Source organism: Kitasatospora sp. NPDC058048 (assembly GCF_042885555.1).
Classification (GTDB): Bacteria; Actinomycetota; Actinomycetes; order Streptomycetales; family Streptomycetaceae; genus Kitasatospora; species Kitasatospora lactacystinica.
Map to the genome: position 1 here is coordinate 380,861 of NZ_JBHVRT010000001.1, position 14,292 is coordinate 395,152.

General features: G+C 73.6%; 12 protein-coding genes. 3 read left to right on the forward strand and 9 right to left on the reverse strand.

The features are described 5' to 3' along the window. Positions 1 to 59: 59 nt before the first annotated feature. From ACFVVA_RS01465 to ACFVVA_RS01475, 3 genes are all read right to left on the reverse strand, one after another. Positions 60 to 1,679, reverse strand: a complete 1,620-nt coding sequence (locus ACFVVA_RS01465) for a S8 family peptidase (RefSeq protein WP_387684558.1) — start codon at positions 1,677 to 1,679, stop codon at positions 60 to 62. A gap of 318 nt (positions 1,680 to 1,997) precedes the next feature. Then, positions 1,998 to 2,495 (reverse strand): MarR family winged helix-turn-helix transcriptional regulator, encoded by a 498-nt coding sequence (locus ACFVVA_RS01470; protein WP_387684560.1) that lies wholly within the window; start codon positions 2,493 to 2,495, stop codon positions 1,998 to 2,000. Positions 2,496 to 2,657: 162 nt separating this feature from the next. Then, on the reverse strand, positions 2,658 to 4,019 hold the full coding sequence (locus tag ACFVVA_RS01475; protein WP_387684562.1) for a DUF3533 domain-containing protein: 1,362 nt from the start codon (positions 4,017 to 4,019) through the stop codon (positions 2,658 to 2,660). A gap of 270 nt (positions 4,020 to 4,289) precedes the next feature. On the opposite strand from ACFVVA_RS01475, the gene ACFVVA_RS01480 reads away from it, so the two are divergent. Together ACFVVA_RS01480 and ACFVVA_RS01485 are read left to right on the forward strand one after the other, a co-directional pair. Beyond that, a complete protein-coding gene (locus tag ACFVVA_RS01480; RefSeq protein ID WP_387684564.1) occupies positions 4,290 to 4,964 on the forward strand; it encodes a MerR family transcriptional regulator in 675 nt (224 codons plus the stop codon). A gap of 45 nt (positions 4,965 to 5,009) precedes the next feature. Continuing rightward, positions 5,010 to 5,933, forward strand: a complete 924-nt coding sequence (locus ACFVVA_RS01485) for an endonuclease/exonuclease/phosphatase family protein (protein WP_387684565.1) — start codon at positions 5,010 to 5,012, stop codon at positions 5,931 to 5,933. Between the two features lie 55 nt (positions 5,934 to 5,988). Here ACFVVA_RS01485 and ACFVVA_RS01490 read toward each other — a convergent pair whose 3' ends face one another. From ACFVVA_RS01490 to ACFVVA_RS01500, 3 genes are all read right to left on the reverse strand, one after another. Further along, positions 5,989 to 7,548: a sialidase family protein gene (locus ACFVVA_RS01490; RefSeq protein ID WP_387684567.1), complete on the reverse strand. Its 1,560-nt coding sequence runs from the start codon at positions 7,546 to 7,548 to the stop codon at positions 5,989 to 5,991. A 506-nt stretch (positions 7,549 to 8,054) separates the two neighbouring features. After that, positions 8,055 to 8,648, reverse strand: coding sequence for a hypothetical protein (locus ACFVVA_RS01495; RefSeq protein ID WP_387684569.1), 594 nt, complete (start codon positions 8,646 to 8,648; stop codon positions 8,055 to 8,057). A 286-nt stretch (positions 8,649 to 8,934) separates the two neighbouring features. After that, positions 8,935 to 10,479 (reverse strand): FMN-binding glutamate synthase family protein, encoded by a 1,545-nt coding sequence (locus tag ACFVVA_RS01500; RefSeq protein WP_387684571.1) that lies wholly within the window; start codon positions 10,477 to 10,479, stop codon positions 8,935 to 8,937. 356 nt (positions 10,480 to 10,835) lie between these two features. Here ACFVVA_RS01500 and ACFVVA_RS01505 point away from each other — a divergent pair, with 356 nt between their 5' ends. Then, positions 10,836 to 11,603, forward strand: a complete 768-nt coding sequence (locus ACFVVA_RS01505) for a SpcZ (RefSeq protein ID WP_387684573.1) — start codon at positions 10,836 to 10,838, stop codon at positions 11,601 to 11,603. A gap of 75 nt (positions 11,604 to 11,678) precedes the next feature. Here ACFVVA_RS01505 and ACFVVA_RS01510 read toward each other — a convergent pair whose 3' ends face one another. Genes ACFVVA_RS01510 through ACFVVA_RS01520 form a run of 3 tightly spaced genes read right to left on the reverse strand, consistent with a single transcriptional unit; the run spans position 11,679 to position 14,292 of the window. Next, positions 11,679 to 12,551: a TauD/TfdA dioxygenase family protein gene (locus ACFVVA_RS01510; RefSeq protein WP_387684575.1), complete on the reverse strand. Its 873-nt coding sequence runs from the start codon at positions 12,549 to 12,551 to the stop codon at positions 11,679 to 11,681. 33 nt (positions 12,552 to 12,584) lie between these two features. Beyond that, positions 12,585 to 13,280, reverse strand: a complete 696-nt coding sequence (locus ACFVVA_RS01515; protein WP_387684576.1) for a hypothetical protein — start codon at positions 13,278 to 13,280, stop codon at positions 12,585 to 12,587. Further along, positions 13,243 to 14,292, reverse strand: a complete 1,050-nt coding sequence (locus tag ACFVVA_RS01520) for a GSCFA domain-containing protein (RefSeq protein WP_387684578.1) — start codon at positions 14,290 to 14,292, stop codon at positions 13,243 to 13,245. Before ACFVVA_RS01520 ends, ACFVVA_RS01515 begins: the two co-directional genes overlap by 38 nt.

Here is a 14,292-nt window from a genome sequence, read left to right on the forward strand (position 1 = left end):
TCGTCGGTTCGTCCGTGCGTCGGTTCGCCGGTTCATCAGTTCGTCGGTTCGCCGGTTCGTCACACGTTCGCCAGCATCCGCATCAGGTCCACCAGGCCCGCCCCCTGGGCGTACCGCTCCCGGCCGAGGTCGGTGGCGGAGGCGGTGAGCAGGCTCTTGACCTCCCGGGGTCGGCCGATGAACTCCGGGCGGGCGGACAGGAAGGCCGCGATCACACCGGACACGTGCGGCGCCGCCATCGAGGTGCCGGACTGCTCGGCGTACGTCAGCAGACTCTCCGGCACCGGACCCCCCGGGGCCGGGGTCAGCCCGGCGGTGGCCCGCACGTCACCACTGGCCGCCGAGGCGATCCACTCGCCGGGCGCCACGACGTCCGGCTTCATCCGGCCGTCGAGCGTCGGGCCCTTCCCCGAGGTCCAGGTGACGCCGAACGCGTGCGGCGCCTCCCGGTGGGTGGAGCCGACCGCGATGCAGTCCTCGGCGTGTGCCGGTTCGGTGATCGAGCCCATGACGGCCGAGGTGTTGGCGGTGTCCCGGGCCGTGCTCCGGGCACCGAAGTTGCCGGCCGAGATCACCACGACCACGCCGGAGGCGACCACCTGGCCCACGGCCTGGCAGAGCGGCGACTGGCCCGCGGCGTACTGGTCGGGCCTCCACTCGCAGCCGAGGCTCATGTTGACGCCGTGCACGCGCAGCACCGCCGGGTCCACGTTGACCTCGGTCCGCAGGTAGGTCAGCGCGCGGATGACCGCGCTGGAGGAGGTCACATAGGTGCCCTGGCGGCTGAGCCTCATGACCTTGATGCTGACCAGATCGCAGTCCGGCGCCATCCCGGACAGCCGGTCCGCGCCGGTCCTGGCGACGAATCCGCCGTCCCCGGGCTCGTCCGGCGTCGCCACCCGCGGCGTCATGCCCTCCGGGGTGCAGCCCGCGATGATGCCGGCGACGTGCGTGCCGTGCCCGCTGTCGTCCACGAGCGGCGACGGCGGGTTCTGGCCCGGCGCTCCGCCGGGCGGCTGCGCCACGGGGTCGTCCGGGTTCACCAGGAAGCTGAAGTCGCGGTGCAACCGGGTGGTCCGCCCCTGCGGCAGGTCCTCGCCCCGCCCCTCGGCCGCGAGCTCCAGCCGGGAGAAGTGCGGGTGGGCCGCGTCGATGCCGCTGTCGATGACCGCCCACACGATCCCGCTGCCGCGCGCGTCGTAGGCGCGCCAGGCGGCGTTGGCCTTCACGGTGGGTGCCGAGCGGTCGATCTGGGGATCCAGCGGATAGTCCGGCCACACCCGGAAGATGACGGGCGGCCGCCCGGTCCGGACGGCGGACTGCCGGTCGTCCTCCACCAGCTCGTGGAGGTCCCCCCGGGAGAGGACGGTCTGGTACAGCTTCGGCGCGACCAGCGCGAGCCCCTGCGGCACCTCGGGCTGCACGTGGCTCCCCGAGGTGACCTCCACCGGCCACCACCCGCTCGACCGCGCCGCGTAGTGCTCCCAGAGCGCGTAGAACTCGTCGCGGACCGCCTGGAGTCCGCCGGGAAAGCGCAGGTTCAGCTCGATCAGCATCGGCACCTGCCGCTCCGGGTCGGCCGCGGGCTCCGCGGCCTCGCGGAGCACGACGGCGGGCGGGGACAGGTTGAGGTCACCCACGATGGGCGACCGGAAGGGGCTCTCCGGCTCGTACGCCATGACCGTTCTCATCTCCCGGGGCGGGCGCGGCGGCCGACCCGTCGGCGCCACCGCTCCTGCTGCGAGTGTCAGCCGGTCCCACACCCGCTGCAACTCGCCGGAGCCCGCCCCGGCACCGCCCTCCTCCCGTGCTCGACGACGCCCGTTCGCCCCCACCGGTCCGGCCGTTTCACCCCCTCTCCCCCAGGACCGGCCGGGCAGCGCGCACCGGAACGCGGACGCTCCCGCCGTCGCGAAGGTGACGGCGGGAGCGAAACGGCCACGGGAGTCGCGCAGCAACGGGCACGACGACGCGAGGGCACGAGGGCGCGAGTCCGGTCAGGACTGCCGACCGGGCCAGGGCGCGCCGCTGTGGCCTTCGAGGAGGTGTTCCAGCCGGGTGAGCAGGCCGGCGAGGGCCTGGCGTTCCCCGTCGTCGAGCCCGGCCATCAACCGCTGTTCCATCAGGCGGTGCCGGGCGATGACCTGGTCGACGAGGCACAGGCCGCGGTCGGTGAGCCTGAGGTGGATGATGCGGCGGTCGCGTTCGTCGCGCTCACGGGCGATCAGGCCCTTGCGTTCCAGCTGGTCCGCGCGGGCCGTCATGCCGGAGCCGGTGACCATCTCGCCGGCGGCCAGTTGTCCGGTGGTCAGGCGGTGGGAGGGCCCGGCCCGGCGCAGGACCGCGAGGACGTGGAAGTGGGCGACGGTGAGCCCGTGCTCCTTGAGGGCGGGCGCCAGGTGCCCCTTCCAGAGCGCGATGATGCGGTACATGCGGTCGAGCGGCCGTACGGGCGGGGCCGACGGGGGCGGGGGTGCGGGCGCGTCCTGGGACATGGCGGTTCTCTCGGTGGTGCTGGTTCGTCGGGTCGCCGGTTCATCGGTTCGCGCGCTCGCCGCCGGCTGCTGTCTCCGAGGCGGCGCCCGGCGGACCGGCGGTCACGGCGCGGGTCCGGTGCCGACCCGGGGAGGGCCGGCACCGGACCCGTCACGGGCGGGTCACCCGGCCGCCGGGGCCGGCTGCGGCGCGCGGGCGGGGCTGCGGTGCAGCCCCTTGCGGTCGTAGAGGCGGGTGACGGCGAGGCCGAGGGCGACGGAGATCGCGAAGCCGATGCCGACCATGGCCCAGGCACGGCCGAGTCCGGCGTCGGCCTGCGCGCCGAAGTAGAGGATGGAGCGGACTCCGTCGACCACCTGGCGGAAGGGCTCGAAGTCGGCCAGGAACCGGTAGAAGTCCGGCAGCGCCTGCAGCGGGATGGTGGCACCGGCGGACGGGATCGCCAGGCCGACCAGCACCAGCATGGACACGATCGGGCCCGGGGTGCCGAAGGCGGCGAGCAGGGCCAGCGCGGTGATGCCCATCGCGGCCGTGGCGCAGGTCCCGAAGAGCCACAGCAGGGGCAGGTGGGAGGCGTCGATGCCGATGACGCCGACGGCGGCGGCCATCGCGAGGGCCGAGGTCAGCGCGGAGAGGGCGACCATGAGCACCGAGGCGACCGCGAAGTGGCGGGTCCGGCTGATGTGCTGGGCGGGTGCCGTGCTGCGGAACGGGCCCTTCTCACTGGAGATGTAGCCGAGCGCCGTGTCCACCTGGGTGTGGATCACGTTGGCGCCGAGCATGCCGCCCAGGACCAGGACGAGGGTGTAGAAGAAGGCGCTCAGGCCGAGGCCGCTGTGGTGGCCGAGCGGGTGGCCCTCCTGGATCACGGCCTTGACCGGGTCGGTGACCATCAGCTGGGCGGCGGCACCCGGCGCGGCCTGGTGCGCCGCGGAACCGTCCGCCGCGGGCGCGCCCGCCTGGTGCGCGGCCTGCTGCTTCGCGAGCTGCTCGGTGAGCTGATGGCCGAGCTGGACGGACGTGGCCTGGACGACGTTGCGGTTGATCTCCGTGGCCATGGAGGAGCCGAAGCTTCCGGCCGCGGGGTTGGTCAGCACCGTGATGGTCGGGGGGTGCGGGTCGTGCTGGGCCGGTCCGGCGAGTGCGGCGACCGTGGCGGAGAAGTCGTCCGGGATGACGAGCGCCCCGAACACCTTGTCCTTGCCCAGGAGGTCGTCGGCGGTGGCGCGGTCGACCTGCTTCCAGGAGACCTTGCCCTTCAGGTCGTCGGCCCCGGTGACCTGCGCGACGATCTGCGCGCCCAGGTCGATCCGCTGGCCGGCCACCTGGGTGCCGCGGTCCGCGTTGACCAGCGCGATCGGCATGTCCTTCGTCGAGCCGACCGGGTCGTTGTTGGCCCCCAGGTAGAGCAGGGACAGGACGAACGACAGCAAGCCGAGGATCACCGCCGACGGCAGCCACAGGCTCTTCCTGCGCAGCAGTCCGCGGGCACTCACGTTCACGGCACGGCTCGGCTCAGACATCACTCCTCCCGGAGTTCCGGGGCGGGGCAGGGGTCGTGGCGTGGCGCCCGGTTCCGGTGGGGCTTGGGGCTGGCATGGTGCTCCGGTTGCGGTATCGCGCCGTGACGGCGCTCCAGGTAGGGACGAACAGCCGGTTCCCGGCGTTGTGGCTGTTCAAAAGCCCAACTGGAACCTTCACTATCCAGCCCGATAGTGGCACTATCAGTGAACGGAGTCCATTCGACGGCCTGCGAGACTGATCACAGACACCGAGTCCGAGCGAGAGCGCGCATGAAGATCTCCGACCTGAGCCGGCAGTCCGGGACACCGGTCGCCACCATCAAGTACTACGTACGCGAGGGCCTGCTGCCGCCCGGACGGCCGCTCGGCGCCACGCTCACGCTCTACGGCGACGAACACGTCCAGCGACTGCGGCTGATCCGCGCCCTGACCGCCCGCGGCGGCCTGTCCATCGCCGCCACCCGCGACGTCCTCGCCGCACTCGACGAGCCCCTCGACCCGCTCGCCAGGCTCGGAGTCGTCCACTACGCCCTGCCCACCCCCGTGGACGCCGCCGAGACGGAGGCGGTGGACCAGCAGGCGCACCGGGTCGACGAACTGCTCGCCGCCATGGGCTGGGCCGTCTCCGGGGACTCGCCGCACCGCCGGGCCCTCGCCGCGAGCCTGATGGACCTCGACCGCCTCGGCGTCAGCTACCGCACCGAGGACCTCCTCCCCTACGCCGAGGTCGCCGCCACCGCCGCACGCCTCGACCTCGACCAGCTCGAAGGCATCAAGGACCCCCTGCGGCTCGCCGAGCACGCCGCCATCGTCGTCCTCCTCCTCGAACCGGTCCTCGCCGTCCTGCGCCGCCTCGCCCAGGAACACGAATCCCAGCGCCGCACCGCCTGGGCCCGCACCACCGAGAAGCCCGAGGAGAGCGAGAAGCCGGGGAAGAGCGGCTGAGCGAGGGCGCCGATGCGGCCCGGCCCGTTGCTGTACCGTCCATCCATGATCGGCTCCGCGCTGGTGCGCCTGGCGACCTTCAACGTCCTGCACGGGCAGCGGTTCCCGGCCGACGGCCACCCGCCGACGACGGCCTCCGGCGACGCCACCGCGCGCCCGCTCGTCGACGCCGTCGCGTCGCTGGACGCCGAGGTGGTGGCGCTGCAGGAGCTCGACCGCTTCCAGCAGCGGTCGGGCCGGGTGGACCAGGCGCGGGCGGTCGCCGAGGCGACCGGTGCCGCGGACTGGCGCTACGCCTCGGCCTTCCACGCCCGGGCCCTGCCGGGCCGGACCTGGGTCCGCGACCGGTCCGAACCGGGGCTGCGGGTGTACGGTCCGCCGGGCGCGGGCCACGACGGCGAGGTTCCCTCGCACGGCATCGCGCTGCTGTCCAGGCTGCCGGTCCTCGGCTGGCGGGCCCGGCGGTTCGGCGCGCCTCCCCTCGCCGTCCCGCTGCGCCTTCCCGGGCGGGCGGGCCTCACGGTGATCCGCGACCATCCGCGCGTGGCCCTGGCCGCCGTCCTGCAGGGGCGGCGCGGCCCGTTCACCGCGGTGGCACTGCACCTGTCGTTCGTCCCGGGGTGGAACGTCGGCCAACTGCTCGCCGTGCACCGCTGGATCGCCGACCTTCCCCGGCCGCACGTCCTGCTGGGCGACTTCAACATCGTCGGCACGCTTCCCGCCCTCGCGCTCGGCGCGGCCGAACTCCTCTCCCCGTCGGGGTCCTCGAAGCCCCGGCCGATCGGCCCGCCGTCCCGCTCCGGCTGGCGTCAACCGGCCCGGGTCCGGACCTTTCCGTCGCACCGCCCCCTGGTGCAGCTCGACCACGTCCTCGCAGCCGGGCTCGAACCGCACCGGGCGGCTTCGGTGCGGGCGCCCAGGACGCCGATCTCGGACCACCGGCCCCTGGTGGTCGAACTGCCGCTGTAGGGCGGGCCCGTCCTCCCGTCGGGTGGGAGGACGGGCCCGACCGGTCAGCGGCGGGTCACCAGCTGGCCACCGGCGAACGGTGCCGTTCCCGGTCGGGCGGTGCGGTGACGACGACCGGCCCGGTACTGGAGGGAACGGTGCCGGGCCGGACGGCGAGGCCGCCCGCGACGGCGTACATGGCCTCGTCGAAGGCCTGGCCGCCGGTCGGCGTCCTGCCGACCGCGAAGACGGCCACGGCCCTGCCGTGGAGGACGGACGTGGAGAGGTAGTCACCGACCATGCCGCCCCCGCTCGTGGCGGCGATCCGGGACACCGACATCGGGCCGGCGACGGTCCGCGGCGCGCTCCAGGTGGCGCCCCCGTTGGTGGAGGAGACGAAGCCGACCTCCAGCTCGCAGGTGTCGGCGGTGCAGTCGGTGTTCGGGTAGAAGTAGTAGTACAGCCCGAGTTTGGCGGTGCGACCGGCGGTGGTGCGGTCGACGCCGAGGCCGGGGATGAAGTGGTCGACACCGCTGGTGGTGGGGTCGATCGGCACCCGGGTCACGGCGGACCAGGTGGTGCCGTCGGCCGAACTCGCGTAGACGATGTCGTTGGCCGCGCAGCCGGCCCGGAAGCGGCAGTCCTGCCAGGCGACGTAGACCCTGCCGTCGGCGTCGATCTCCGCCGAGGGCAGGCCCTCGCCGTCGCGCAGCCCGCCCGCGACCTCGTGCGCGACGACGTCGGCGACCAGGGCCGTGGAGCTCCAGGACCTGCCGCCGTCGGTGGAGGTGAAGGAGCGGATCGAGGTGGTGTCGGTCGAGAAGGGAACCACTACCGTCCCGTCGGGCCGCACCAGCGGCTGGCCGCCGAGGCCCAGGTTGACGCCGGACGGGCCGGTCGGGGCGGACCAGGTGGCGCCGCCGTCCCGGGTGGCGGACATGACCATCAGGTTGTCGGAGGAGGGGATGTCGACCTCGACGTAGCAGGTGCCGAAGTACAGGCTGGTCGGAGTGTTGTCGCAGACGATCCACTCCTTGTCGTAGGCCTGGCCGTCGTGGCCGACCGCCCGCACCGGGTCCTGCCAGTGCAGGCCGTCGGCGGAGCGGCTGACGGTCACACCCACCGGATTGCGTCCCGAGTCGATGACCAGGCCGGCCACCATCCAGGTGCCGTGCCTGGCGTCGTAGGCGACCGCGGGGTCGGAGGCGCGGGCCCAACTGCCGCCTCCCCAGTGGGTGGTGAGGCCGGGCAGCATGCCGCTCCGCCAGCTGCGCCCGCCGTCCGACGAGGTGTTCCAGCCGAGGCCGGCCGCCCCGCCGTCGGTGAACCGCCCCACCTGGGCGGCGGAGACGATCGTGCCGCCGTAGGCGAAGGTGTCGGGCTCCACCTCGGTGGCGTACTGGCTGCCGGCGCTGGTGAACGGGTCGCTGCTCACCCGGACCAGGGCCGGTCCGCCGCCGTCGACGGTCAGGGCTGTCGGGTCGGCGCCGGACGTGGCGGCGCCGGCGGCGCGGGCCGGCGCCGCGGACGCGCCGGCCGGGCTCGCGTTCCAGGCCGCGCCGGCCAGGACGAGGGCGGCCGCCGCGACGGCGGCGAACGGCCTGCGCCAGGGGGTGGGGGTGCGCGGGTGCTTCATCCGAAGCTCCTTCGCGTGAGGGGTGGTTCGGACGACCCGGCGGGCGCGGCATACCGCACCTCGTGGTCCTTGCCCTTGCCCCGGTGCGCGGGCTCGGGCGCGATGTCGGCAGCGGCCGCCGGGCCCCTCGGCGAGTGGGGTGTCGTGATGGCCGGCGGCGCGGGAGTCGGCGGACCGCGCGAGCGCGACGATCAGTCCTCTTCCCAGGGGGGAGCGTGACACGGAACGTCCCTCCGACCGCCGGGGATCCCGGCAGGCGCAAGGGTGAAGGGCGCCCACATGGCTGTGCACACATGTTCGCAAATCGGAAGTGTGAGCCAGATCATGACATCGCACAAGATGTACGGCCGAATCTCACGGAACGACGGCTTGGGCGTTTAATCCCCTGCGCGGAACGGGAATCGGGCCCACACACAAGCCCGGATCCACGTCCGCACCCACGCCCACGGCCCCAGGTCCTCCGCCGGGCGGGCGAGGACCTGGGGCCGCAGAGCCGGTCAGGAGGATTACACGGGGAAGGGCCAGGTCGGGCACCACGGCCAGACGATCTGACCGGGGAGCGGCGGGCCCCACGGCGGGCAGGACGGGAGGGGCGCCGGGGTGGACGGGGCGGAGGTCCACAGGACCTTGCCGTTCAGGACGACCGCGATCGCGCCCTCATTGTAGATGGCCAGCTCGGCGCCCGGGCGGCCGCCCGTCTGGCTGTTCCACAGCGGCGTGTTGGCGGCGGAGTACACGACGAGGTTGCCGTCGCCCTGCATGACCAGCACGTTGCCGTCGGGCATGGCGCCGGGAGCCACCCAGACCGGCTTGTTGTCGCGGTAGAGCACGACGTTGCCGTCGCCCTGCATCGCGAACATGACCCGGCCGTCCGGCGAGTACCACGCCTGGTTGCGGGAGATCGCGGTGTTGCCCGGGATGCGGGTGGGCGTGGACAGCGCCGCGACCGCGGCGGGCGCGGCGGCGGGCGCCTGGGCGACCGACGGGGCGGCCGGGGACGGCGCCGCCACGGCGGCGTGGGCGGTCCCGGCGGTGAGGGTGGCGAACCCGACGGCGGCGACGGCCGCCAGGGCGGCGGCCCGGGTGCGGAGAGTGGTCATGGCGGGCTTGGGATCCTTCCGGACGGGACGGCGGGCCACGGGGGCCGCCGTTCTGACGGCGCGTCAGCCTGGTCCTGCGCGCCGGGCGCCCAGGCTATGGCGGCCGTCCCGGGAGGCTGCGGCAGATCGACCGGCAGCTTCCCGGCACCCCCTCCGGTCCCGTCCGCCTCCCGCCACCCCTCACGTCCCACCGGCCTCCCGGCCCTCCCGGCCTCTCGCGTGACGACCGGTCGCTGTCACGCGAGGGCCCGGAGGCGGGTCCCGTGGAGCCGCTTCGGGCGGTGCCTCAGACCGCCGGCTTCCGGACGGCGGCCGACTCACCGGTGAGGAGCGCCGTGATCTCCTCGGCGAGGTGCGGGCCGAGCTCGCCCCAGCCCTCCTTGTAGCCGTAGACACCGGCGAGGGTGCGGGCCTCGTAGTCGCCGTTCATGATCTCGAAGTCGTCGGCCGTGATGAGTGCCGGGTGGGCGACGCCGACGGCCGCCGAGACCTTCATCAGCTCCCTGCGCAGGGTGCGCAGGTAGGAGGCGGCCCGGTCGGCCTTCGAGGCCGGGTCGATGCCGCGGGCCAGCCACGGGTTCTGGGTGGCGATGCCGGTGGGGCACTTGTCGGTGTGGCACTTCTGTGCCTGGATGCAGCCGATCGACAGCATCGCCTCACGGGCCACGTTGATCATGTCGACGCCCAGGGCGAAGGCGACGGCGGCGTTCTCGGGCAGGCCGAGCTTGCCGGAACCGATGAAGGTCAGTTCGTCGGTCAGCCCCAGCTCGGCGAAGGTGCCGTAGACCCGGGAGAAGCCCATCCGGAACGGCAGCGACACCGAGTCGGCGAACATCCGCGGCGCCGCCCCGGTGCCGCCCTCGCCGCCGTCGATCGTCACGAAGTCGACCCCGCGGTCGCCGCGCGCCATCAGCGAGGCCAGCTCCTGCCAGAAGCCCATCTCCCCCACCGCGCTCTTGACCCCGACCGGCAGACCGGTCTCGGTGGCGAGCAGTTCGACGAAGTCGAGCATCGAGTCGACGTCGCCGAACGCGGAGTGCCGCGACGGGGAGGCGCAGTCCTGGCCCGCCGGGATGCCGCGGATCCCGGCGATCTCGGCCGTCACCTTCGCGCCCGGCAGCATCCCGCCCAGCCCCGGCTTGGCGCCCTGGGAGAGCTTGATCTCTATCGCCTTGACGGGCGCGCCGGCGACCACCTCCTTGAGCTTGTCGAGGTTGAAGGTGCCGTCCTCGTTGCGGCAGCCGAAGTACGCCGTGCCGAGCTGGAGGACGAGGTCACCGCCGTTGCGGTGGTACGGCGAGAGGCCGCCCTCCCCCGTGTTGTGCATCGTGCCCGCGAGCGCCGCCCCCTTGTTGAGCGCGGTGACGGCCGCGCCGGAGAGCGATCCGAAGCTCATCGCCGAGATGTTCACCACGCTCGCCGGCCGGAAGGCCTTGGCGCGCCCGCGCGGCCCGCCCAGCACCTTGGCCGAGGGCAGCGGGGCCTGCGGGTCGTGCGCGTCGGGCAGCGTGCCGGCGAAGGTGCGCTGCTTCAGGTAGGCGTGCCCCTGGACGTGCTCGACGTCGACCTCGGTGCCGAACCCGAAGTAGTTGTTCTCCTCCTTCGCCGACGCGTAGATCCACGTGCGCTGGTCACGGCTGAACGGGCGCTCCTCCTCGTTGGAGGTCACGATGTACTGCCGCAGCTCCGGCCCGATCGTCTCCAGCAGGTACCGGGCGTGCCCGACCACCGGGAAGTTCCGGAGCAGCGCGTGCCGCTTCTGCACGAGGTCGCGGGCTGCCAGGAGGGCCACCGCTGTGGCGGCGGCCGCGCCGATCTTCCGGGCTTGCATGGACGTTCCTCCTCGATGTACGGCTCCACCGCCGGGCGGTGGAGCCGTCGTGTCGTACGGGGTGCGGGACGGCGGGGACACGGCCAACCGGGCAGCAGCTCCGTCGAAGAATGCGACACGATGCTAGAAGGCCGCGCCGACCCTCCTGCGACCAGGGGGTATACGACGAGGCCGTCGTGGATCGCGGTCGGGCCGAGGTGCGGGCGCCCCGGGAACACCTCCCCCGCCGTGTGCGCGCCTGTACGATCTTCTTACCGGAGCGGCCGGTGAAGCTCCACTTCTCCACCGCTCCAGCGGACTTCACCGGTTCGGCGTTCTCGCCCGGGTCGGGGACGAGCCCCTGAGGAGCAGAGCGGATGACCACTCCCGAGACCTTCGCGGCCTTCTGGTCCTCCCTCGGCACGCTCGCGTCGGCCCCGGTCGGGGTGGCGGCGCCGGGTGGGGGGCCGGCCGTGCCGCCCTGGCTGGCGCAGGTGTCGGAGGCGCTGTTCGAGGGCATGGACGCCGACGCCGCGCGGGCCTGGGCACGCCGTGTGCACCGGGAGCTGGAGCGGCTGAACGGCAGGGTGCCCTTCAGTGTGGTCCACGACTGGTACTGCTCCGCCGTCGGGCCGGTGCTGGCCGAGGCGAGCGCACGGCGCGGCGGGTCCGTCGCGCCGCAGCAGGGCGTGCTCGCCTTGCACGCGGACGCCCTGGGCGGCGGTCGGGTCGACGAGGGCACCTGGCGCGCGGCGCTCGAACCGGAGCTGCGGGAACTCTTCCACCACGCGTACCCGTACGCCGAGGCCCACGCCGCGGCCGCGGCCGCCGCCGGCTCCTACGCGCTGGCGAACGGCTACGACGCGGCCGAGGCGGCCCAGTACGGCGAGACCTACGCGGAGCTCAACACGACGGCCAACGTGCGGGCCCATGCCGACGCGAACGCCCTGGCCAACGCGGCCGCCGTGGCGGCCGCGTACGCGGCGGCGGACCCGGCCGCCTACGCCGCGACCTGGCCGTCCGCGCGGGTCCGCGCGGTGGTGCTGGTGCACGCCGACCGGCGGGACGAGCGCGGCGAGCGCGCCACCTGGGCGCGGCTGGCCGACGGCCTCGCCGCCTGCCTGGCCCACGCGGAAGCCGCCTGACCCGGACCTGAGTCCGGGACCCGGGGTCCGGGATCCGGGTCCGGGCCCCGGGCTCAGGTCCGGCTGCGGACCGGCTCAGCCCTTGAGCGGCCCGCCGTTGATCGCGACCCGGCGACCGTAGCGGGTGTGCGGGTGGTAGTCGTACGTGGCGTGGTGCTGGACGCAGCGGTTGTCCCAGAACACCAGCGTGTTGGGGCTCCAGCGGATGCGGCAGCTCAGCAGGGGCCGCTGGGCGGGCAGCGCGCAGAGCAGGTCGAGCAGGGCCCGGCTCTCGTCGGGCGACAGCTGGGGGATGCGCGCGGTGTACGCCTTGTTGACGTAGAGGACCCTGCGGTCCGTGTCGGGGTGCCGCACCACCAGGGGGTGTTCGCTCCTGGGAATCACGTACCCCTCGGGCGGGGTGTAGCCCTGGAAGGCGACGAGGCCGTCGTGGATCGCGGTCAGGCCGTCGAGCAGCTCGCGCATCGTCGGGGACAGCATCTCGTACGCCAGGTGCATGTTGGCGAACAGGGTGTCGCCGCCGCTGCCCGGTTCCGGCACGCGGGTGATGTGGAGCATCGACCCGAGCGAGGGTTCGGCGTCGGCGGTGCCGTCGGCGTGCCAGCCGTTGCCGGCGACGTTGTCCGCCTCGGCGCCGGTGCTGATCTCCAGGATGTACGGATCCGCGTCGACCGGGGGCGGGTTGACCGGGCGCAGCTCGCCGAAGTGCCCGGCGAAGCGCTTGTGGTCCTCGTCCGTCAGCTCCTGGTCGCGGAACACGAGGACGTGGTGGTCGAGGAACGCCTGCTTCAGCTCGGCCACTTGATCGTCCGACAGCTCCTTCGAGAGGTCGACGCCGGAGACCTCGGCGCCGATCACCGGAGTGACCGGGGCGACCGTGACGGTCCGGTACTCCCTGGCGGGCCTGGTGGTGACGGCCCTGACCGCGTCCAGCTCGTACTGCTCCATGACCTGCTCCTGTGGTGGGGGGATTCGGTGTCGTCACAGCCCGCGTGCCAGCAGGTCCGCGAGGACCAGCCGGCCGAAAGCCAGGTTGCCGTGGATGGAGTCGTCGGCCTCGCACAGCTCGGGGCGCTGGAAGCCGTCCGGTCCGGTGGTGCGGGACCGGAGGTCGACGAGCTCGACGCCGAGCGCGTCGAGCGCGCTCCGGACCGTTTCCTGCGCGGCCGTGAACACCACCGGGTCGGACTGCTCCGGTACGCGCTGCGGCGGCAGCACGGCCAGCACCCGCAGGCCGAGGCCGAGCGCGTGGCGGTAGAAGGCCAGCGCGTCGCGGACGGTGGCGCGGACGACGGCGTCGAACAGCGGACCGGAGAGGAAGCCCGGGGCGAAGCCGCCGTCGCGGCCGCGGTGGAGGTGCCAGTTCTCGCGGGTGGCGACGAAGTGCGCGCTGAGGCCGAAGGTGGACACCAGGGGGACCGTGAGGTGCCCGAGGCCGTCCGCGTCCATGCCGGCCAGGAAGCTGCGGTAGTGGGCGTCGGCCTCGGCCTTGTGGAACACCACGTCGTGCTCGCGCGGCGCGAAGAAGTCGTCGGTGAACTCGCGCCCGGCACCGATCGGGCCGCCCTGGAAGGGGATCCGAGCGGCCTTCGCGGCTCGTCCGATCGGGCCGGCGTGCGAGTCGCCGAGCAGCAGGAACCTAGCGGGGGCGGTAGTAGTCGAGGACGGCGTCGTCACAGGTGTCCACCCCCTTCGGTCCCGCGGCCGGCGTACCGATTCGGACCGGTCGCGGATCCGCCGAGGGCCGCGACAGCCCGGCCATGAAGTGCCGCATGACGAAGTCGACGCCCTCGGAGGTCACTTCACGCAGGTTCGGCGCGTAGAACCTGCTCCGGAACGGGAGGCCGGTGATGAGTTCGTACGACGGGAAGTAGTCGACGTCGTCGAGGTCCTCGGTCAGCTGCCCGGCCACCGTCCGCAGCAGCGACTTGGAGTGGGTGTTGGCGGTGAGCGCGTGGCCGCCGGTCGCGGTCGCGGTCAGCGGAACCGGTGAGACGGTCAGCAGGACCCGCAGCCGCGGATTGGCCTCCCGGGCCAGTGCCACGGCGTCCGTCAGGTCGCGGCGGACCTCGTCGAAGGTGAACCGGTGGAGGACGTGGCGGTCCGGGTCGAAGGTGCCGCGCACGGTACCGGGGCAGGACGGCAGGACGGTGCCGTCGGCGCGGTCCCGCCACGCCTCGGTCAGGCCCAGGGTGAAGACCAGGCAGCCGGCCTCCGTGACGGCCTCGCGGATGGCGGCGAGGGTCGTCCCCCGGGCCGCCAGCATCTCCTCGGCCGAGGCGTGGCCGCCGGGTTCGACGGACGGACGGCAGGGGTCGTGGTACCTGCCGTCGTCCAGCCACGCCCCGGTGGGCGGGGTCGTGCGGCCGAAGGCCCAGGAGAGCCACTGCCGGAGCACGGCGGCGGTGTAGATGTTCCCGGTGCGGAACGAGAACACCCCGTAGTGGCGGGCCCTGCGCTCCTGCTCGGTCAGCCCCGGCGGGGCCGGCTCCGCGTCGCACCAGTTCATGCCCCGCTCCAGCAGGGCACGGCCGATGTGCGCGGCGAAGCAGGACCCCGCGGTGAGGATCGGCTCGTCCTGCCCGATCGCGAACGCGGGCGTCCAGAGGTCGTCGATGGCGAGCGGGTCCGGCTCGGCCACGGCGGAGCGCCAGAACGAGCGCGCCGGTAGCGCCTGGTAGGGGTTCAC